General features: G+C 45.4%; 18 protein-coding genes. 10 read left to right on the plus strand and 8 right to left on the minus strand.

Translation table 11 applies throughout. From position 1 onward, the window contains the following. Positions 1–63: 63 nt before the first annotated feature. The 7 genes from ACYVEA_RS01210 to ACYVEA_RS01240 all read left to right on the plus strand — a co-directional run bounded on the left by ACYVEA_RS01210 (position 64) and on the right by ACYVEA_RS01240 (position 6,378). Positions 64–402: a YrdB family protein gene (locus ACYVEA_RS01210; RefSeq protein WP_461111474.1), complete on the plus strand. Its 339-nt coding sequence runs from the start codon at positions 64–66 to the stop codon at positions 400–402. Positions 403–799: 397 nt separating this feature from the next. Beyond that, complete coding sequence (locus ACYVEA_RS01215; protein WP_461111475.1) at positions 800–1,216, plus strand: hypothetical protein; 417 nt, start codon at positions 800–802, stop codon at positions 1,214–1,216. A 595-nt stretch (positions 1,217–1,811) separates the two neighbouring features. Beyond that, a complete protein-coding gene (locus tag ACYVEA_RS01220; protein ID WP_461111477.1) occupies positions 1,812–2,225 on the plus strand; it encodes a hypothetical protein in 414 nt (137 codons plus the stop codon). 14 nt (positions 2,226–2,239) lie between these two features. Then, positions 2,240–3,505 carry a hypothetical protein gene (locus ACYVEA_RS01225; protein WP_461111478.1) on the plus strand — a complete coding sequence of 422 codons (1,266 nt, stop codon included), beginning with the start codon at positions 2,240–2,242 and terminating at the stop codon, positions 3,503–3,505. Between the two features lie 469 nt (positions 3,506–3,974). Then, on the plus strand, positions 3,975–4,607 hold the full coding sequence (locus ACYVEA_RS01230; RefSeq protein ID WP_461111479.1) for a hypothetical protein: 633 nt from the start codon (positions 3,975–3,977) through the stop codon (positions 4,605–4,607). A gap of 393 nt (positions 4,608–5,000) precedes the next feature. Then, positions 5,001–5,258, plus strand: a complete 258-nt coding sequence (locus tag ACYVEA_RS01235; RefSeq protein WP_461111480.1) for a hypothetical protein — start codon at positions 5,001–5,003, stop codon at positions 5,256–5,258. A 544-nt stretch (positions 5,259–5,802) separates the two neighbouring features. After that, positions 5,803–6,378 carry a hypothetical protein gene (locus tag ACYVEA_RS01240; protein WP_461111481.1) on the plus strand — a complete coding sequence of 192 codons (576 nt, stop codon included), beginning with the start codon at positions 5,803–5,805 and terminating at the stop codon, positions 6,376–6,378. 150 nt (positions 6,379–6,528) lie between these two features. Here ACYVEA_RS01240 and ACYVEA_RS01245 read toward each other — a convergent pair whose 3' ends face one another. After that, a complete protein-coding gene (locus ACYVEA_RS01245) occupies positions 6,529–6,969 on the minus strand; it encodes a WapI family immunity protein (RefSeq protein WP_461111483.1) in 441 nt (146 codons plus the stop codon). A gap of 193 nt (positions 6,970–7,162) precedes the next feature. Between ACYVEA_RS01245 and ACYVEA_RS01250 the strand changes: the two genes are divergently transcribed. Together ACYVEA_RS01250 and ACYVEA_RS01255 are read left to right on the plus strand one after the other, a co-directional pair. After that, positions 7,163–8,377 (plus strand): saccharopine dehydrogenase family protein, encoded by a 1,215-nt coding sequence (locus tag ACYVEA_RS01250; protein WP_461111485.1) that lies wholly within the window; start codon positions 7,163–7,165, stop codon positions 8,375–8,377. 97 nt (positions 8,378–8,474) lie between these two features. After that, entirely contained in the window at positions 8,475–9,239 is a 765-nt protein-coding gene (locus ACYVEA_RS01255) for a hypothetical protein (protein WP_461111486.1), read from the plus strand. Positions 9,240–9,247: 8 nt separating this feature from the next. Here ACYVEA_RS01255 and ACYVEA_RS01260 read toward each other — a convergent pair whose 3' ends face one another. Beyond that, positions 9,248–10,051, minus strand: coding sequence for a hypothetical protein (locus ACYVEA_RS01260; protein ID WP_461111487.1), 804 nt, complete (start codon positions 10,049–10,051; stop codon positions 9,248–9,250). 258 nt (positions 10,052–10,309) lie between these two features. Here ACYVEA_RS01260 and ACYVEA_RS01265 point away from each other — a divergent pair, with 258 nt between their 5' ends. After that, entirely contained in the window at positions 10,310–11,845 is a 1,536-nt protein-coding gene (locus tag ACYVEA_RS01265) for a Gfo/Idh/MocA family protein (protein ID WP_461111488.1), read from the plus strand. A 68-nt stretch (positions 11,846–11,913) separates the two neighbouring features. On the opposite strand, the gene ACYVEA_RS01270 is transcribed toward ACYVEA_RS01265, so the two are convergent. From ACYVEA_RS01270 to metH, 6 genes are all read right to left on the minus strand, one after another. Beyond that, the gene (locus tag ACYVEA_RS01270) at positions 11,914–12,321 is read right to left on the minus strand and encodes a hypothetical protein (RefSeq protein ID WP_461111489.1); all 408 of its coding nucleotides are present in this window, start codon (positions 12,319–12,321) and stop codon (positions 11,914–11,916) included. Between the two features lie 79 nt (positions 12,322–12,400). Beyond that, positions 12,401–13,540, minus strand: coding sequence for an FG-GAP repeat domain-containing protein (locus ACYVEA_RS01275; RefSeq protein WP_461111490.1), 1,140 nt, complete (start codon positions 13,538–13,540; stop codon positions 12,401–12,403). Between the two features lie 43 nt (positions 13,541–13,583). Next, positions 13,584–15,215 (minus strand): glycosyltransferase family 39 protein, encoded by a 1,632-nt coding sequence (locus tag ACYVEA_RS01280; protein ID WP_461111492.1) that lies wholly within the window; start codon positions 15,213–15,215, stop codon positions 13,584–13,586. Positions 15,216–15,277: 62 nt separating this feature from the next. After that, positions 15,278–15,841: a hypothetical protein gene (locus ACYVEA_RS01285; RefSeq protein ID WP_461111493.1), complete on the minus strand. Its 564-nt coding sequence runs from the start codon at positions 15,839–15,841 to the stop codon at positions 15,278–15,280. Then, positions 15,841–16,938 (minus strand): AAA family ATPase, encoded by a 1,098-nt coding sequence (locus ACYVEA_RS01290; protein WP_461111494.1) that lies wholly within the window; start codon positions 16,936–16,938, stop codon positions 15,841–15,843. The genes ACYVEA_RS01285 and ACYVEA_RS01290 overlap by 1 nt, the downstream gene beginning before the upstream one ends. 34 nt (positions 16,939–16,972) lie before the next feature. Beyond that, the gene (gene metH / locus ACYVEA_RS01295) at positions 16,973–20,764 is read right to left on the minus strand and encodes a methionine synthase (RefSeq protein WP_461111495.1); all 3,792 of its coding nucleotides are present in this window, start codon (positions 20,762–20,764) and stop codon (positions 16,973–16,975) included. Positions 20,765–20,770: the final 6 nt, after the last annotated feature.

Genomic DNA, 20,770 nt, shown 5'->3' on the forward strand with positions numbered 1-20,770 from the left:
CAAGAGCTAAACCGACTTTCCGAAAGCTGCGAGCCTTCGGAAATTTTTTACTCAATTCATCTTATGCAACTGCTAAAAGGCCTTAATCAGCTACTTTATTTTCTGCTTGAACTCGGCATGTTGGGCTCTTTCGGCTACGCTGGTTTTCAAAGTAGTCAACACCCTGTCTGGAAATATATCATCGCCCTAGGCCTGCCTTTGGTTGCGGCTACGTTGTGGGGACACTTTGCGGCTCCCCGTTCGTCCCACCGATTGGAGTTTCCCTTTCGCTCCCTTTTTGCCTTAACTATGTTTGGCCTTGCGTTCTTTCTTCTGTACCGCACTGGGCAAACTCGACTGGCCATTACATTGGGGATTCTGGCGTTGGCGAGCGAAGTAACAGCTATAGCGCTGAAGCAGTAGATTGACGTAGTATAAGGCGATCCGTTACGTTAAACTATGAAGAATTCTCTGTTGCGAGCGTCTGCTCAAAAGCACAATATTGCGCTATTGAGCAGACGCTCATGGGTTCTCACCAAGCAGCCAAAACGTATTCTCACTGAAGAGGATGCGCTTAATTGCTTTTTACTGCATATGAGCTAGATATGATTAAGTGCTTTTGCGTATAGTAAAATGTTGGGTGAACGCAATAAGATGGGAGTCAAAGGCGGGTTCCGGGCGACAGGCCGCACGACTTAACAAGTCAGCTTTATAAGCTCGCTTGGCGGGTTACGGCTGACAAAGTAAACGGACCGATTAGGTAAGTATAAAGTTGACAAGGGCAGTTTCGTGCGACAGGCTACGATCCCAAAAGGAAAATATGCAGACAGTCAAACCTAATTATATCGATTTGGGTCTCTCTCCCCCCAAGGGTCCTCAACTCAGGACATTAGTTGATAAGCAATTGGTAGCCGATTTAGCCAGTTATGGAATAGCCGGTTTAGGGCTAAAATTTGACTGGTCTAACAGTTGCATTGAAGGTCATGATAGCAGTTACTTAAATAGCGACTTAGAAAATTACTCTAGTATTTTGGTTTTTGATGAGCATGATAATTTGGTTGCTGATGGCTGGATGGAATTTATTCATGAAGGCGATTTCTTTCTGGTGTATTGGGACTACATAACAATTTGGCAGAATGGTGGAAAGATTTTTGTCAAATCTGAAGATGGACTTCCAGACCACGTTTGGGCTCAAATACCGGATAGTATCAAACGGAATATGAAAAAGAACGCTTAAAATAGATAAGGCAAGCTTTCCGCTGACAGGCAGCACGTCCCGAAGGAGAGTTTTCAGCCCAACATGCAGAGGGTGTAAAGGTTGTAACTTGTTCGTGGTCAAACATCTTGTGCGCTTAGCTATCAACCCTCTGGGCCGTTGGGTGGCCCGTCCAAGTAGTGCTTCCATTTTGGGGTTTCGTGCGACAGTTTTAACACCCCACAAAGACAAGTTTAGGCTTGCATTTCGGCGTTTCAGTCGACAGGCCACACGTCACAGAGGTTATGATTTTTGCTCGTTCGGCGAGTTTCGTCCGACAAAGCGAACGCCCCAAGCAGGTTTAGGACTCCTATGTCTTGGTCTTGGCCGATAGTACGCACGACCCGACAGGCAATTTATGGTTTGCTCCGTGAATTCTGTCTGACATGAGGCACTGTGGATTAGCGATGTCTTTAAGATTCGTTAGTAAACTGGCATTTTATTGATAGGGAAAGCACGCAGTAAAATACGGGAAAAACCACCTATTTATGATTCACTTGTACTATTAGCTTTGGACTGCTTTCGATGAGAGAGTTCTTGAAATCACTTCCCTTAATCAAGCAAATTCTATACAATTATGGACAAGGAAATCAACTTTAATCCAGCAGACGGAGCATTATGGGTTACCATTAATATGGAAGGTCTCTATTCCGTTACCTATACCTACCAATTGTGGTCAGCAAATCCTAATGAGCCGCCAATTCTAACCAATCCTTTACGAGCCGGAAGTAATGAAATTCCGCATCTTGATGCTTTTCAGGTAATTAATGACTTCAATGTTGATGAGCCAATCGCCAGCTTTAACGACCGAATAATCGACGTTCGATTCTGGGTGAAGAAGAAGGTCGATGATGACGGATATAATTTGATAGTTACTGTTCTTCAAGGTAATACCTTGAATGGAGCTACAGGACTGGGTGATGTTGTAATCTCCGGTCAAGTAGGTTCACAATCTTTAAAGGAAGAGTTTGTACTTATTCGTCTTATTTAAGGTATAGGTAAACCATGAGAAAAACCACTTACTTCCTCTGCACACTGCTTATGGCGGTATGTTTACATTCTACGGCTATATGTCAGACTCAACCGGACTCCACATTAATTGAGAAGTACTTGTTAGATTTCGTGGTACCCGACATGCCTGCTTTTAAAGCACTTGGAACCGACCCAAGTAACCTTCTGAGACCTTCAGATATCAAGAAATTCGCAGCAATGCTAACACCGTTTTATTCAAATCGCACCGGAGTCATTCCTAAGAATTTTGCTTTAGAATTTGCCCCTTGGAAGCTAGCGTCTAAAAATTGGAAACTTAATGATTATAATACCCAGATCGTAAAACGGTTTCTTTATCGTTCCTCATTCAGCTTTGGTACGATCAATGATACCACGAAATATCCCGCTAAACTGTCAGTTGGCTATAGAGTTTCTTTCCTTTCAAAAAGAGCCGATATATATCGCGCAGCAGAAATAAGAAACTTATTTGTGAACACACCCGCAACTATGGTTGCCTTTGTAAATCTCACTAATCATTGGGTTTTAAATGTGGTAAAACCTACCCCGAGTATAGCTGATAGACCCAGCTATTATCAAAAACATCGTGGCGAATTTAACGACTTTCTAAGTACCCTTGATCAGCGACTAAAATCCACACCCGATCCGGTTCTTCAAGGTTTGTATGATGCTCTTATTAATACTTGTAAAGGTCTTCCTGGTGGTACTACTTTTACAGATAAAGAATTGAAGAATTTTATTCAAGTACTTGCAGAGCGAGCGGATGACTTTATTGAAAAGTACAAAAAGAATAACTGGAACGCAAGTAGGTTGGATATTGCACTTGCTCTGGCCGCACAGTCACCAGATACACTCATTTCTAACGCGCAGTTTTCTTTATTTTCGGTTTGGGCAACTTGGGCATTACGTATTCATAAAGGAGGCCAACTATTAATCGGCGGAAATTTTACCTTGCCAAGAACCGATAATATTTCGTCTGAACCTGCGTCAAAGCAAGCTAGAAATGTAAGTTATAATGCAAATATAAGGTATTATTTAGGGACTCAGGATGTTAGAGGTTTTATAGAAACCCAGTACAAGTATAAAAATTTCACTGTAGCGAATGAGTCATTATTGTTCAACCTTGGAGCTGAGTTTAGATTAGGAAGTATGTTCTGGGTAGTGGCAAGTGCAGGAATTGATAATTACTTAAATGAACCCAAGCCGTTAAATAAATTCGTTTCAAGTCTTGATTTAAGATATTTTTTCAATAAACCGAGGTAAAAAACTTAGTAAACAATCTCGTTAATTCTGTATTGCCTTTTTTCATAGTTTAGTAAGATACCGTCGATCTCAGCTGACGAGAGTGAGCAGAGTTTCAAAAAAAGATTAGTGCGCTTTTGGTCGCTCCATGTGAGCAAGTTTACCGCTGACATGACGCTCGCCGGGTATACAAAGTCGGCAGCCCAATCGCCCGTGTGTATAAATGTCTCCCTACGGTCGTCATCAGCACACGGAGTCGTTGGGTGCGGGTCTATGATGGGCGTATAAGGCGGGTCACCTGCGACAGGCTACCTAGCTTAACTGGTCAGCTTTGGGCTCGTTAGTCGGGTTTCGGTTGACAGGCGAACGCCCCGTTTGGGAAAAATAACCAGTGAGTTGCAACACTTCTCTATGACAAGCCAACTCTCCCAGCTATGCAAACTGAATTATGGAAAAAGCATATAGAAACCATCTTGGCTAAAAATCACATATGCGTATTTCAATACTTTTTTTTGCCTCAATAGTATCTGTCTGTCTGGGTTGTACTCCGTTCACTGAGCAGGAGAAATATCAGGATGAAGAGTTTAATGCCATCGAATCTGTTGTTAATGACTACCTGAAAATTTACAGACTGCCTGAACTTCTAGATCAGAGAAATTATCCGATCTTGCCCCTGTTACCCAAACCTTCAATTGATACAATTGATGCAAAGGTTTATTTATCTGATGCACTAATGTCTTTAGCCCAAACAAAAGAAGAGGATGAGTCGACATACCACCCCGACAAGGCTAACTCATTTGATATAGTCTATAAAAACCTAATGGCTTCCTCTACTTTTTCTGAACTTGGCTATCGAGAATTTGATAAGAAAGAAATTATTTTACAAAAGCCGTTTCGGCAAATATTTCGACCAAATAGGGATGTAAAAGAGGAAGAACAATATTCAGAGCTAAGGCTGTCAAGAATATGTTTTGACGATAACCTAAATCGTGGTATGTTGTATTTATACTTTAGTCAAGGAAATAGTGGTGCCGCAACCAGCCACAGCACCTTACTCTTAATCGAGAAAAAGATAGATAAATGGGTTATTGTTGATGAGACATATGATAGAGATAAAGAGTAATATTTATTTCGTTTTAAATGGTGAGTTGTCTGGTGGCAGGAAGCCGTCCCGTAGGACAGTCGGCAGCCCAACCAAACAAGGGTATAAAGGTTGACACTATGCTTGTTCAGGCACGTAGGGTGCTCATCCATCAGCCCTCATATTAACAGTGAATAACGTAGCGGTTAGCTATCGGTCGAAAGGGGCACGGATGAGGCAGGTCAGCTTTGGGACTCTATCTCGGGCTTCATACGACAGGGAAAGCGCCCCGATTGAGTAAGCCTGGGGTTTCATTGCCGGGTCTCGGCTGACACCGAGAGCGCCCCCAACAGAAAGACTGGACATCCATTTCAACCTCCCAAGCGAGACGGTAAACGCTTGACGTATTTAAATTTTCTTAACCTAAATAGCCGTATGCTTTCAAGTAAAGACTACTCCAAGATGACACTGGACGAATTGGTGGCAGAACAGAAAAAAATGAAATCACAAAAAATTCTAACGGCACTCCTCATAGGTGCCTTGGTTGGCATTGCCGTTTGGTCAGCTACCCATAAAGGAAGTACTTTGCTAACTTTTGGTTTGCTGATTGTTGGTTTATTGATTGGGTCCAGATATTCGAAAAACCTAAAAAACGTCCAGACGGAAATAAGCCGCAGGGATACCCTTGGTTAATTTGCTGGTCTCGTGACAGAGCGGTTTTGGCTCGTTTACCAGCTTCCATTGAACCATCCCGCTTATTCGGGTTTAGGCAGCTTTCCTGCGATACAGAAAACGCCCCGGTTAGTCGGCTTTGGTTAGCAAACTATATACTCATGAAGCAGTTAAGTCATACTCTATAAAAGACAAAGAAATGGAAGCATTGGAAGTGTTAGCCAGATGGGCCTTTTGGTTATTCGATGCGTTTCTTGGGAGCTTGTTGCTAAAAAAAGTGTCCAACAAAGAATCGGAAGAACGTTAGTGATAAGTTCAACGTAGGCGGCTGTCTGGCTATGGGTCGCCGTCCCGAAGAAAAGTAAGCAGTTCAGTCAACCGGGTACGTAACGGTTGAGAGTGGCTTGTGTTCAGGGTAATCTGCTCTCATCCATCACTTCGGTGGAGGTTGGGTGAACAGCCAGCGGAAACACCTATTTGTCAGCGCTTCGGCAATAGAACGCATGTCGTGTGACACGAAGGAACAGCCGAATTTACCACATTTAGCAGGGCAGCGTGAACATCTATGGTAACTAGTCCTTTCGTTTGCCGAGTCGCCAAAGGGATCTCAGTCCTAGGTCATCCTTTGTTGATTTTACCCCTTGTCTTTACCTGTTTAGCTTTTCAACACCTGCCGGTTCGACAGGCAACGGCAATCTCGGCAGCACTCATTAGTCTGGTCATTTTGCCGATCACATGGCATACCTATCGTAAAGTTAAACAAGGGAAGTACACTAATTTTGACCTGTCTGACCAAGCCCAACGGTCTGGATTATATCCTATTCTGCTGATTTTAAGTGGCTTGTTCATTTTGTTTTTATTTTTTACAAATCAATTTCAGCCATTTAACCGTGGTGCCGTTTGCTTCTTTCTGCTACTGGTTAGCTCGTATGCAATCAATTTTTTCCTTAAAATATCTTTGCATACGTCAATCAGCTTTTTTCTGGCTTGTATCCTGTACAGCTTGAGTGCGCCCTTTGGTAGTCTGATGTGTATTTTTTCGGTTTTGGTGGCAGCCTCTCGACTCGTATTGAAACGGCACAGTTTATCAGAGATTTTATCAGGAATTTTGGTCGGTTTAATGGCGGGTGCCGGTCTATAAATTTAGTTGGTTCGCTCTGCCTGAGGTCGCTTTATAACGAATCAACCTTATAAGAACACCTGGGCAAACAAAAACAAGTATGCTTAAAACAGTGGCGGGGCGTTATACCAAATTTGGTACAACGCCCCGCCACTGTTTTGAAACTATAGTTTATCGTTCGGGATACGTAGTCAATTCCCCGGAAAGTTCATGAATAGCCTCTTTCAATTGATTCCGGCTGAGCAGAATATCGACTTCCAGCGGAAAATCCGGGTAAGCGTGCCAGGATGGTGTCAACGTATCAGCTAACTGAATTTGAAGACTATATTTATCGCCGGGCAACGCCTTTGCCTCCATACTCAGACCCGGCTCAGAAAACGTCAGGGCCACATGGTTGGTCGCTTTATTCCAAAGAGAACGCAGACCACTTAGCAGTCGGTTAACTTCCCAGGTTTGCAGGGGAATGGATTGCGTATCGGCTTTTTGTCGCCAAAAAGTTGAAAAACGACATTGCAACCGATTCCGATCCCGCCAAGTCGTAGTTGCCTTACCATAGCCTAAAATGGCTAATTCAAACGAATCGAGCGTGCCGGAGGAAGAGACTAGTTTCATACGTAAATAGTTTGGGAATCAGCGATATGTCTACTTAACAAATATACTAAGAGATTGTTAAAGAGTTCCATTAATTTATCACAGAATCTTCATACGTATCATTCATCATCTACAGGGCGTTCTACGCACGCACGTCCCGACTTTCCCTATATTTGCGGCCGAAAGAAATACACAATCAATTAAATTCAGTTAGATGGCAAACGTGCTCATTATCGGAGCCGGTGGGGTTGGCAGCGTTGTCGCGCACAAATGCGCCCTGAACAGCGATGTCTTCACAACTATTACGCTGGCAAGCCGCACCAAATCGAAGTGCGATCGTATTGCAGCAGAAATCAAGGAGATGCACGACGTAACGATTCAGACGGCGCAGATCGATGCCGACGTCGTGGCCGACATGGTTGCGCTGATCCGCTCGGTCAATCCGGTGCTGGTCATCAATGTGGCGCTTCCCTACCAGGATTTGCCCATTATGGATGCCTGTCTGGAAGCGGGCGTGCATTATATGGACACGGCTAATTACGAACCGAAAGATGTTGCCAAATTTGAGTATAGCTGGCAATGGGCTTACAAAGAGCGTTTTGAACAGGCTGGGCTGATGGCCTTATTGGGCTGCGGTTTCGATCCCGGTGCTACACAGGTCTTCACGGCCTATGCCAACAAGCATTATTTCGACCGGATGGATTACCTGGACATTGTTGACTGCAATGCCGGTAACCACGGGAAAGCCTTCGCTACGAATTTCAATCCCGAAATCAACATCCGGGAGATCACGCAACCCGGTCGTTACTGGGAAAATGGCGAATGGATCGAAATTCCGGCCATGAGCATCCATAAACCGATCGAGTACCCAGGCATTGGTGCCCGAGAGTCTTACGTGCTTTATCATGAAGAGCTGGAATCGCTGGTTAAAAACTTCCCGACGCTAAAGCGGGCGCGCTTCTGGATGACCTTCGGCCAGGCATATTTAACACATCTAGAAGTACTCCAGAACGTAGGGATGACCCGTATTGATCCGATCAAATTTCAGGGAATGGACGTAATTCCCCTTGAGTTTCTGAAAGCAGTGCTCCCCGCGCCCGATAGCCTCGGCGAGAATTACACGGGTCAAACCAGCATTGGCTGCCAGATTAAAGGGGTGAAAGATGGTGAAGAGCGCACGTGTTTTATCTGGAATAACTGCGACCATGCCGAGACTTATCGCGAAGTGCGGGGGCAGGCCGTCAGCTATACGACTGGCGTTCCGGCCATGATTGGGGCCATGCTCATGCTGACGGGCGTATGGATGAAACCGGGCGTATGGAACTGCGAAGAACTGGACCCCGATCCATTTATTGAGCAGATGAACAAGCAGGGACTGCCTGTTAATGAACGGATTAACGTACCACTGCCCCATGAGTATCCGGCCTGACTACCGGTCCAGTAAAATTCAGAAATCCCGCTATGTACCAATAGCGGGATTTTTCGTTATTTAGCCAAACGGCAAGCCTGCCCTAACCCATACGTCCATGAGATGCCTGCTCTTTACTACATTGTATTGTTTCTCATTTGTCATTGCGGTTGCTCAACCCCGCGATTCGACCAGAACCAGGCCAGCCTTTAACCCGAACGCCCAACGAAATGGCTATGAAACATATCAATCGACAAGCCAGATTGTCGGTGCAGGCCCCTACACAATGATCAATACCATCGATCAACGCTATGAAGGTCTCCGGGGCACGCCCTATTTTCTGCCGGAATGGAATAAAGGGTTAATTGAAATGGCCGCCGGTCAGAACTACAAGGATGTATCCATCAAATTTGACGCCCTTCGGCAACAATTGATTCTGCTACGTCCCTGGGTAGGCAACGATTCAATCATTGTCAATGCGAATCAGGTAAAATCATTTCAGTTACAAAGCGCTGACGGCCAGTTCTATTTATTCAAGCACATACCAACGGCGAAAACCGATGATGAAACATTAAAAGAAGGGTACTTTATGGTTTTGTATCAAGGCCAATCGTCTCTCCTTAAGCGAATTACGAAGACACTCAACCAGGCTGACTTTAAAAATCCGTACTCCAATGACGTGCGTTACGATGAGTTAAAAACGCTCTCTTCCTACTACGTCCTCAAACCTGATCAAACGCTGCTCAAAGTAAAGCTTACAAAAAAAGCGCTGCTGGATGCACTGAAAGACAAAAGCGACGCGCTGAAACCAATTGCCGATAAGCTCAATGTCAAGTCAGAAGCCGACGCCGTTGCCTTGCTAACTCAGTACGATAGTTTATAGATAACCCCTCACTCAATGACCGAAACGATCACGTAGTTGTCGTTACGCGTGATGCCATAAAGCACCTGTTTTTCTTTGCTACTTCGGTCAATAGCGAATGCCTGCCCCTCACTTATAGTTGGCACAGTTTTGACGTAGTGCAGCGTATGTCCGCGCTCTGGCAATTTCAGTACGTAGAGTTCAGGCTTATCGTGACCGGTACAGTAAATCAGCCCATCTGGGCCCCAGGTTCCGCCCGAAGTGCTGTAAGGAGAAAACGCCTGTAATACGTTGGCGGGAAATGCCCAGGACTCTAGTTGCTGCCAGGTTGAATTGAATTTTACCAGCGTTGTCCATCGGTTATCGCGCCCTTCGGCCATGGATTTATTTGAATAATTGGCAAACGCAACCCACCAGTACCCCTCATAAAAATCGGCCCAGGTAACGGAACCCGGAAATAGACCAAAGCTATGATTACCAACGTGACGTAGCGTTTTGGTATCAAAAATCTCGATGGAGCTGGCCATCGGTACGTCAGGGTAATTGGAATGCGTACAATAGAGTTTCTGGCCAACTACGACGCCACTATTCATGTGTTTCAGTAAGCCGGTCGTATCCTGCCAGGATGCTACCTCCCTCCCATCGGATTTGATATGTTTCGTTAACGAATGGTTGTTGATGACATAGAAATGCGTTTGATCGACCGCTACCCCCTGCTGAACTTCTTTCGGCTGAAACCGCCGGATTTCAGTCACCTTCTGGGCCTGGGTAGCTACAGAAAAAAGCAGGAATAACAATAGACTGGCATTCGTCAGTGAATGATGTGATCGCATGGTTTTTGAGTTAATCTGGTAATGAGAGCAAGTTAAGCCTGCGTTTATCCAAACGTTACGTATACACACGTCACGGCGTAAAAATTTGCTGGAATGGCATGGATCTCGAACCTTTACTATCTTATAATTTTTGCAAAAAATGATTTCTTCATTAATAGATCAATAATTATAGCAAGTCACTGAAAAATCATACCGGCCAATTGGGTAAATTTCGGCGGATATTCTCTTATCAGTCAATACAACTCCAATACGTTTCTCATGAACCAATCAGATAACTCAACGCCAACGCCCGAGCAAACTAATCCGGTCGAATCCACCGCATCGGCGGACCGGACGGGCACGACCCGACGGCAGTTTATTCAGGCTGGGGCTTTGGCTACAGCGAGCTTCTTTATTGTGCCCCGTCACGTACTGGGCGGCAAAGGCTTCATTGCCCCAAGCGATAAACTTAATATTGCCGGTGTTGGCTTTGGTGGCAAAGGCTTCAGCGATACCAACAATTCGTATAACAACGGGGCCAATAATATTGTCGCGCTCTGCGACGTAGATTGGGGCTTGCCCAGGGTCAAAGAGAACTTTACCAAACATCCCAACGCGAAACGCTACAAGGATTTTCGGGAGATGCTGGATAAGGAAGGCAAAGCGATCGATGCCGTCACGGTGTCGACTGCCGACCATACCCACGCCGTTGTCGCTATGGCGGCCATGCAGCGCGGCAAACACGTATACGTGCAAAAGCCCCTGACGCATAACATCTACGAAGCCCGAATGCTAACCGAAGCTGCTCGTAAATATAAAGTCGTTACACAGATGGGCAACCAGGGGTCATCGAATCCACAGCAGAAACAAATGGTGGATTGGTTCGATAAGGGTCTGCTGGGTACGGTGCACACCGTTAACCTCTGGACTAACCGGCCCGTTTGGCCACAGGGTATTCCCGTACCACAGGCCGTTGATCAGGTCCCCGTTGATCTGGACTGGGATCTTTGGCTCGGACCCGCCCAGAAAGTTGGCTATACGCCCGCTTATCATCCGTTCAAATGGCGCGGCTGGTGGAATTTTGGCGCTGGTGCGCTGGGCGATATCGGTTGTCACATCATGGATACGCCCTTCCGGGTGCTCGGCCTTGGCTACCCAACTGAAGTGGAAACCAGCATTGGCCAGGTATTCCTGAAAGACTGGACACCTGAATACATTCCCGAGGGTTGTCCGCCATCGTCGCATGTGGAATTAAAATTCCCGGCCACGGCGAAAAATAAATCGGTGGTAAAAATGATCTGGGAAGATGGCGGTATTCGTCCCTTCCGTCCGGATATGCTGCCAGAAGGCGAGCCGATGCCTGAAAATGGCGAAAACGGTGTACTCATCCACGGCGATAAAGGGCTACTGATATGTGGTATGTACGGCGAAGATCCGAAACTTTATACGAAAGACGGGCAGAAAATAGTAGGTGATCCAAAGCCAAAACCGGCTGATGGGTCCAAGCCCCTACCTGAGAACGGACACCAGGTACTGTGGACGGAAGCCTGCAAAGCAGGGTTCAACAGCAAAGAACACAAGGCGCTTACTTCCTCGTTCGATTTCGCAGGTCCGTTAACAGAGTCTGTGCTGATGGGTAATTTAGCCATTCGTAGTTATACGGTTCGCCAGCCCAAAGCCGACGGCAAGGGTTTCAACTATCCTGGTCGTAAACAACTGTCATGGGATGGCAAAAACATGAAGATCACCAACTTCGACGAAGCAAATCAGTTCGTTAAGCGCGAATATCGTCAAGGCTGGTCGCTGACAGCGTAGTTTTTTACTGAGAAACACAAAGGCCACAGAGACGTTTCTCTGTGGCCTTTGTGTTTAAAAACTTTTAGTTATTTACTCGTTCTTAAAAACAACGACTGTACCATTGTCCGCAAGCGGCTGTGGGCAACATATGCCCAGATCAGCAGCATATACATCGAAAAATCCTGGTAGGATACAGGAAATGCAGTGCTGTTAAAGTAGTATTGCGTCGATGTGAAATCGAGGGTGGGTGTGAAGCCCACCAAATTTTCGTAGCCCAGTACAAGCGTGAGGCCGAGGGCATAAAATAGATATTGTGGCTTACGAAAGGCCCATAGAACGGCCGCTAACGTAGTAGCGCCAAATCCTACATAATGTTGCCAGGTTAGTGACAAATCGGTTGTGGACGCGACATAAATCGAATAAACCTGAACGGCTGTCAGCACGGAAAGTATAAGACCATAGCCGTAAAACTCCTTTAATTGAGCACGTTGCATACTGAGATAAGTTACGGAAGAAGAAAAAACGAAGAATAAAATTACAAGAAAAACTACTATATAGATAGGCTAACGTACATTATTTTTTAGGCATCCCTTCATTAAAAAAGACATACAGACCATCTTTTCCGGCCACAACTATGTCTTTACGGCCCGTTTTACGCAAATCCGCCAAGGCAAAATAAATGCCGGTTCCTTTCCCAACACCGGGTTGGCCATACGAAATGTCGTGTTTCACAAACTTCTTCTGCGACGTATCCCAGGTGAAATAATACAGACCTACCGGATCATACCCACCGGCATCACCGTCGTTATGGGCACGGAAACGTTTGCCCGTTATCAAATCAGGTCGGCCGTCTCCGGTAATGTCTATCCATTCCAGGCAATGATACTGGGAGTTTTTATCGTCGATCAGGTGCTTTGTCCAGCCTCGCTGGCCATTGGCATCACGGGTTTGTTCGTACCAGTGCAGGCCATAGCTATGGCCCTGCCCTACAATCAGGTCATTACGTTGGTCGCCATTGACGTCGGCGACAATGATCGGAACACTGGCCGTTCCGAGGGCAAACTCTTTGTGTAACGTCCAGGGACCAGCGCTGCGATCCTGCGGGGCTTCGAGCCAGCCATCACTCACAATCAAATCTCCCCGGCCATCGCCGTTCACATCCCCAAAGCCCAAGCCGTGACCCTGCGTTGGAGCTACCGTAATCATTTTGAAATTACCAGGGCTAACCAGTTTGACGTATTTCAGCGGATGGCTGGGATTGTTGGGCACAATATCAAGTTTGCCATCACCGTCGATATCCCAGGCACGGGTGGTTTCCACGTTCCCTACGTTACCAATCTCATGCAACGGCCAGGTAGCTTTGCCATTGCCCGGATTCTCGACCCAACGTAGTGTTTGATCGAACCAGCCGCCGGTAACGAAATCCAGCCGACCGTCGGCATTGACATCCATGGGAATGGTCGAAAAATCGTCGAAATACTCATTCTTGCGCGGCTCGTTCCCGATCAAGTGCCGACGCCGAAAGAGCGGGCCTTCATACCAGAAATCGCCCGAAACGATATCGAGCGTATCGTTTTTATCGACGTCGAATACGCCCACCGATTCATAGCTTTCGGCGGCTACAAAATAGCGATTGAAGCGAATGGTTGGTTCAGGAGCAGTCAGGCCAGCCAGAAGAAAACCCACAACGAGGCTACTTATAATACGAAGCATAAACGCAGGTGTTTTTGCATCATAAGTCTGGTTGCCAGCTTGCCTACTCCCCTACGTGACCTTCTTTGATGGGCACACTGGTCACCTGATAGATTTTGATGCTATCAATCGGAAATTTGGAATATGCCCAGGAGGCTCCCCGGCCATAAAAGCAGTTGTAATAGCCCGTAGAGACAAAAGTCAACCAGGTAAACGGAGCTGTCAGCGCGTTGACGGGCCTAAGCTGAACACCGCTGGGAATTTCCTGGCTATCGACTCCCGAAGGCCTGACCAGGTAGTCGCCGGTGTGAAATTGCATCGAATCGGTCTGTACTTCCCGGAATCCATTTTGCTGAGCGTACCACTGCCATCCCCAATGCCCTGCTGTCCAGATACGACTTTGAGGAGGTAGCACGCCAGCAACTTCTTTCGCTTTGCGACGGTAAAAATCCGCAAATTGCCAGTCAGAAACTGCCAGAATTAACCCAATAGACGCTGCAACAAGAATCGCCTGCGCGGCATTAACTATTGAAATAGTATCTAACCAACGTCCACCTAAGAATAATATGGGTGGAATAATCAATAAAACGTGTCGGCTGGCAATAAAAGGAGCGAATAAAATAACAAATCCACTTACTGCAGCAATCCACACAACGAGTACAACATCGGCTATGTCTATTTTCTTATTGATGACGAAGCTATTACGCCAAACACTTAGAATGATTAATACAAGTATCAGCAAGCCATTTATCAAAAAGGCAGTCGATAGAATATCATTCGATGTTAAAATAAATAGTCGATTTTCCGCCGTAGCAACCGTCAATCCAGCAAATAATAATGCGACAAGAGGAATGAAAAAAGTAATGATTTTATAGCGGGATAAATAGCCAACAAAAAAGGCCAGCGAAAATGGGGCAATAGCCCCTACACAGGTAATAAAATCCACCAGATTTTTTGTAAACAGATCAAGCGTCATTGGATTTCTGGGCCTGTTCACAATATGAACCGCGGAGAATTCCACGTAATTCCACAGTGACCAAAGTCCCAATATAACAACAGGGATCAACACTACGTATAAAAGCCGGTATTGCTTGCGCCAGAGTATGGTAATGAGTAATACAACCAGCAGCGGAATATTTGTGTATTTAATTAATAAACTCAGGCCCAAGATTAGACTGGCCTTCCAGTAACGAACCGGCTCAGAACGAATTTCCTGTTGAAGTAAATAACAAAGAAACCATAGGTCAAAACATAATAGTGGCACATCGACCATTAAGTTTTGATTTACTAAAAAAGCGGGGCAAAAGGTAAAGAGTGCCGTTAAAAGTAAACCCTTTTTTAATTTTAGTATTTTCGTTATTCTGCAAAAAGCAATTAGGGAAAACAACGTAAAAATTGATTGAAAAAGATGCAAAACTAATTCACCATTTCCGAATAATTTACTAACGAATGCAATCAGAAAGAAATATAAAGGTGGCTGATTGGCTACGTACATCGGCTCCTTATTATCGTCCCAGTTAATTAAACCGGACATGGGACGTAGTGGATTGTCTTTAATCCAGTTAGCCGCTTCTAAATGAAATGTATCGTCAATGTGATACGCTTTATTACTATTAATCGCCGTAGCTATAAAATATAAAAGACTAATAATTAACCATTCGTTACGCGATAAACTCAAAAATTTAGGTTTTACCATTTTTTAACAGAGATTGTATTCAACAAATAAATACCACTTCCTAAATAAAATTATGTACATAATTAAGCAAGCAACAATCGCTCTGTTTCTTGAACAAGAAAATTCATATCTGCGGTGTACGGGTTGGCTTTAAGGTAACTAAGCCAAAATGATAGAATCATCCAATAACATGCTTCTCTTCTCTTTATCTCTTTAAATAGTTGATGAATGTTCCCCGAATAAGGATCATCATTTTCACTTTTTGATGTTTTTGTAATAACTTTAAGTTGATTAAAATCATGAGGTAAGCCAAATTCCGTTAGCGATAAATTGACCTCATCGGCGTTCAGCAATATCCATTTTTCAACAGCCGGACAAATAAAAATTAGATAATGATGTTTATCTGGATGTTTAAGTAGTTGTAATACGTTCATCACATCATATATCACATTAAATTGATCAACATAGACTTGTATTTGCTTGTCCTTATCAATTATTCCTACTGCAAAATCATCGGTAAATTTTTCCTGCATCGTCTTTAATACAGTTGAGCAGCCTTTCTGATGATTATATCTTGTCTGTGGCGGTACGGCTACTTTGACTAATTTCGTGTCAACGTAGCATTCTGGAATAATATGTAGATCCATTAAGACAAGTACGATTCGTTATTGAAAAATAAATCAACGCCGTACTGATATACTTCTTTTATTTCTTCTCTTGTCAGAGGCTTAGTAATAGTTTGTCCATCTTTAAAATCAACCATGAAGATGGCTAAATCATTAATAGCACCTTCAAGAAAGTCATTAACGATAAGTGGACTGTGCGTAACTATAAAAAACTGATTCGTCTCCGATTTAATTACTTCCTGAGTGAACTCTGTAATGTAAGGAGGGTAAGCGTGGGCTTCTGGTTCCTCAAAAAGCAACACCGAATTTTTGTTTGATGCAACGGCTGTTTTATAGAAAATGATACGTTGCAACGTATCAGCAACCGATGAATATGGCAGCTGAAAAACCTCATCGCCTTTATCTTTTTGAATCTTTACAGATTGACTTGCCGTGTCAAGCACTAAACGTAATCCATATTGGCGAAACCACTGAGCGTAGAATTGTCTCAGCTCAGGCATTAACTCAAGAATATAGAGTAGATTTATTCCAAAGGGAGGATACAAAAAAGGTGTCTTATTCTCCTTGTATTTTACATCAGTATTAAAAGTATAACGCTTTATATAATCTACAAAATTAATTTCATTTAGTTTTGTGCGGTAGTCAAGTCTGAACTTCTCATCAACTCTAAAAAAAGCTCTATATGGCATTTGTGGAGTTGATAAATATCCATTCACATGAGTAAAAGAAATATCAACATCTAATCCGCCTGTTTCAAAATTAAAATTAACGTAGCAGTTCTCTAAAGTCTGCCTATCTTTTCCAGCACGTATAAGCACCTCATTGGAAATATTACCTTCATGAAAAATCTCTCGCTGATTTTCCAAACGAATTATTTCAGTTAATTTCCTTGGCGAGTTCTCCCATATATAAGGTAAACTGAATAACGACAAGGCTTCCAACAGGTTGGATTTACCAACATTTGGCCTGCCAATAAACAGATTAATTTTCTTAAAATCAGTAAGTTCTAAATGTCGTATAGACTTGAAATTGCTGATTTCTATATAATTAATAAAATCACCCATGGATAACTGACATTTGCGGGTTAAAGTTAATAACAAAAAGACGGTCGCCTGCACAACCGTCTTTTTCTATAGAACCTAGCGATTCAGGCTACGCGTCATAACTCAACACGGGCGCCAGCCACTTTTCGATTTCTTCAACCGGCATGTCTTTACGCTGGGCGTAATCCAGGATCTGGTCTTTGTTGATTTTACCAACCGCAAAGTATTTCGATTCAGGATGCGAGAAGTAAAAACCGCTCACGGATGAAGCCGGATACATGGCATAACTTTCGGTGAGTTCAATCCCAATTTTAGTGGCATCCAATAGATCAAAGAGCTTGCCTTTCTCGGTGTGGTCTGGGCAGGCAGGATAACCTGGCGCAGGCCGAATTCCCTGGTAAGCTTCCTTAATCAGTTGCTCATTTGGCAGGTTTTCATCTGTCGCATACGGCCAGAATTCTTTCCTAACGCGTTCGTGCATCCGTTCTGCAAAGGCCTCAGCCAGCCGGTCGGCCAGGGCTTTAACCATGATGCTACTATAATCATCGTGGTCGCGCTCGTATTTTTCCAGCAACGCTTCAATGCCGATTCCAGCCGTTACAGCGAAGGCCCCAATATAATCTTCCCGACTGCTGTCTAACGGAGCAATGAAATCCGACAAACAGAGATTGGGCAAACCCGGGGCTTTCTGATTTTGCTGACGCAGGAAATGCAGCACCGTTTTGGTATCATAAATTAACTCACCAGCCGGACTCACAGCCGTCTGCGACTGAGCTTTGCTGATTTTATACTCGATATGTTGGTGAGAACCGTGCCGCTCGCAGGGAACATCACGCACATGCTCTTCAAAATCGTGCAGCAATACGTCGTCGTCAGCTGAGTTGGCGGGGTAGAACCCAATGACGGCCTTAGCCTTCAGCAGTTTTTTATCAATAATTTCCTGTAAAAGCTGCGTGGCATCGTCAAACAATTTCTTTGCTTCGCTACCAACAACCGCGTCATCGAAAATGGCTGGATATTTACCATGCAACTGCCACGTCTGGAAAAATGGCGTCCAGTCGATATATTTCGCTAATTCGCCAATGTCATAATCGTCAAAATAGCGATTACCGAGGAACGTCGGCTTTGTAGGTTCGAAAACAGTCCAATCAATTTTCGTACGGTTCTCCCGCGCTTTTGAAATCGTCAGACTGGCCTTTTCTTTTTGCCGTTTGGCGTGATCTTCCCGAAGTTTGACGTACTCCGCCTTGATTTCCGTGAAGATTTTCTCCTTCGTACCATCCGTTTCACTAACCAGCTTTCCCGCAACAGGAACGCTTCGGCTGGCATCCAGTACGTGTACTACCGGCCCGGCATAATGCGGATCAATCTTGACGGCGGTGTGTATGCGCGACGTAGTGGCACCGCCAATCAGCAATGGCATCGTGAAACCCTGCCGCTGCATCTCCTTCGCTACGCCAACCATTTCATCCAGTGAGGGCGTAATCAGACCACTCAGGCCAATAATGTCTACGTTGTGTTCGCGGGCGGCATCCAGAATTTTCTGCGTCGGCACCATCACGCCAAGGTCAATAATTTCGTAGTTATTGCACCCCAGCACAACACCAACGATGTTTTTACCAATATCGTGAACATCACCTTTAACGGTTGCCAGCAGGATTTTCCCGGCATTCTTGGATGTATCTCCACCGATAAGCTTCTCGGCTTCAATAAACGGTGTCAGATAAGCCACCGCTTTTTTCATAACCCGCGCCGATTTTACCACCTGTGGCAGGAACATTTTACCCGCACCAAACAAATCACCCACTACGTTCATCCCGTCCATCAATGGACCTTCAATAACATGCAATGGGCGCTCCACCAACTGCCGGATTTCTTCAACGTCCTGGTCAATGTAATCGGTAATGCCCTTGATCAGTGCGTGTTTAAGCCGCTCACGAACGGGTTCGAGCCGCCAGCTTTCATCCTGTACGATCTCTTTTCCTTTGGCTTTCACCGTTTCGGCAAACTCCACCAGGCGCTCGGTGGCGTCGTCCCGGCGGTTAAGCAATACGTCCTCACAGCGCTCTAGTAGCTCTTTCGGAATGCTATCATACACTTCCAACTGCCCTGCATTTACGATGCCCATGTCCATACCAGCCCGAATAGCGTGGTACAGGAACGCCGAGTGCATAGCCTCACGCACGACATCGTTGCCCCGGAAGCTGAACGAAATATTCGAGACACCCCCGCTCACTTTGGCCAGTGGCAGATTTTCTTTAATCCAGCGCGTCGCGTTAATAAAGTCAACAGCGTAGTTGTTATGTTCCTCAATCCCCGTGGCAACGGTGAGGATATTTGGGTCGAAAATAATGTCCTGAGGAGCAAAATGGACTTTATCAACCAGAATCCGATAAGCACGTTCGCAGATCTGGATGCGTCGTTCGTACGAATCGGCCTGACCGTTTTCGTCGAACGCCATAACCACGGCAGCGGCACCGTAGCGACGAACCAGTTGCGCCCGTTCAATGAACGCGTCTTCGCCTTCTTTCAGCGAAATGGAGTTGACAATGGCTTTCCCCTGTACGCACTTCAAACCAGCTTCGATAACCTCCCACTTCGAGGAATCGACCATGATGGGCACGCGGGCAATGTCGGGCTCGGCGGCAATCAGGTTCAGGAACGTTGTCATGGCCTCCACCGAATCCAACATACCTTCATCCATGTTGATGTCAATCACCTGCGCTCCACCTTCAACCTGTCCACGGGCAATGCTCAGGGCTTCATCGAAATTCCCCGCTTTGATCAGCCGGGCAAATTTCTTCGAGCCTGTTACGTTCGTACGTTCGCCAACGTTCAGGAAGTTGGTGAGTTCCGTAATTTTCAGTGGTTCCAGCCCGCTCAGTTTCTGATAGGGCTCAGGTTGAGGCAATTGCCGGGGCGGGTACTTGGCCGCTACGTCTGCAATGGCCCGAATGTGATCGGGTGTAGAGCCGCAGCAACCACCAACAATATTGACAAAGCTACTTTTAACAAAGTCCTCAATCTGCAACGCCATCATCTCCGGCGTCTCGTCGTACTCGCCAAATTCGTTGGGCAAGCCAGCGTTTGGATAAGCCGACGTAAAGAACGGCGCTTCGCTGGCGAGCGTCTGAATATAGGGGCGCATCAAAGCGGCACCCAGCGCACAGTTCAATCCCACACTCAGCAACGGCAAGTGCGAAACAGAATACAAAAACGCTTCCGTCGTCTGGCCCGACAGTGTCCGACCACTGGCATCCGTGATGGTGCCAGAGATCATAATGGGCAGAACGGTCTTCTGTGGATTTAAATTAAAATACTTATCAATGGCGAACATGGCCGCCTTGGCATTCAACGTATCAAAGATCGTTTCAACCAACAGCAAATCCGAACCACCATCAACCAGCCCGCTAACCTGCTCATAATATGCATTTACTAAGTCATCGAACGTAACAGCGCGGTAGGCCGGATTATTAACGTCGGGCGAGAGCGAAGCTGTGCGGTTGGTTGGTCCCATTGCCCCGGCCACAAAGCGTGGCTTGTCGGGATTTTGGCACGTCACGTCCAAGGCCACCTCTTTCGCAATCCGAGCCGACTCGTAGTTGAGTTCATATGCCAACTCTTCCATGCGATAATCCGCCATGGCAATGGACGTACCACTGAACGTATTAGTCTCAATAATATCAGCTCCTGCTTCCAGATATTGCTTATGGATCGCCTGAATTACTTCTGGCTTAGTCAGCGACAGCAAATCGTTGTTGCCTTTCAAATCATGCGGCCAATCGCGAAATCGTTCACCCCGGTAGTCGGCGTCGGTCAGGTTATACCGCTGAATCATGGTACCCATTGCCCCATCAAGGACAAGGATACGCTCCTGTAGAAGTTCCTGTATAGTTTTCAATGGCGG

It is taken from the genome of Spirosoma jeollabukense, from assembly GCF_054777855.1.

Bases quoted from the DNA above. Each gene is read 5' to 3' on its own strand.
- ACYVEA_RS01270 (WP_461111489.1), bottom strand. From the start codon at position 12,321: ATGCAACGTGCTCAATTAAAGGAGTTTTACGGCTATGGTCTTATACTT.
- ACYVEA_RS01245 (WP_461111483.1), bottom strand. From the start codon at position 6,969: ATGAAACTAGTCTCTTCCTCCGGCACGCTCGATTCGTTTGAATTAGCC.
- ACYVEA_RS01280 (WP_461111492.1), bottom strand. From the start codon at position 15,215: ATGGTAAAACCTAAATTTTTGAGTTTATCGCGTAACGAATGGTTAATT.
- ACYVEA_RS01250 (WP_461111485.1), top strand. From the start codon at position 7,163: ATGGCAAACGTGCTCATTATCGGAGCCGGTGGGGTTGGCAGCGTTGTC.
- ACYVEA_RS01285 (WP_461111493.1), bottom strand. From the start codon at position 15,841: ATGGATCTACATATTATTCCAGAATGCTACGTTGACACGAAATTAGTC.
- ACYVEA_RS01260 (WP_461111487.1), bottom strand. From the start codon at position 10,051: ATGCGATCACATCATTCACTGACGAATGCCAGTCTATTGTTATTCCTG.
- ACYVEA_RS01240 (WP_461111481.1), top strand. From the start codon at position 5,803: ATGGTAACTAGTCCTTTCGTTTGCCGAGTCGCCAAAGGGATCTCAGTC.
- ACYVEA_RS01235 (WP_461111480.1), top strand. From the start codon at position 5,001: ATGCTTTCAAGTAAAGACTACTCCAAGATGACACTGGACGAATTGGTG.
- ACYVEA_RS01225 (WP_461111478.1), top strand. From the start codon at position 2,240: ATGAGAAAAACCACTTACTTCCTCTGCACACTGCTTATGGCGGTATGT.
- ACYVEA_RS01230 (WP_461111479.1), top strand. From the start codon at position 3,975: ATGCGTATTTCAATACTTTTTTTTGCCTCAATAGTATCTGTCTGTCTG.
- ACYVEA_RS01215 (WP_461111475.1), top strand. From the start codon at position 800: ATGCAGACAGTCAAACCTAATTATATCGATTTGGGTCTCTCTCCCCCC.
- ACYVEA_RS01255 (WP_461111486.1), top strand. From the start codon at position 8,475: ATGAGATGCCTGCTCTTTACTACATTGTATTGTTTCTCATTTGTCATT.
- ACYVEA_RS01220 (WP_461111477.1), top strand. From the start codon at position 1,812: ATGGACAAGGAAATCAACTTTAATCCAGCAGACGGAGCATTATGGGTT.
- ACYVEA_RS01275 (WP_461111490.1), bottom strand. From the start codon at position 13,540: ATGCTTCGTATTATAAGTAGCCTCGTTGTGGGTTTTCTTCTGGCTGGC.
- ACYVEA_RS01265 (WP_461111488.1), top strand. From the start codon at position 10,310: ATGAACCAATCAGATAACTCAACGCCAACGCCCGAGCAAACTAATCCG.
- ACYVEA_RS01210 (WP_461111474.1), top strand. From the start codon at position 64: ATGCAACTGCTAAAAGGCCTTAATCAGCTACTTTATTTTCTGCTTGAA.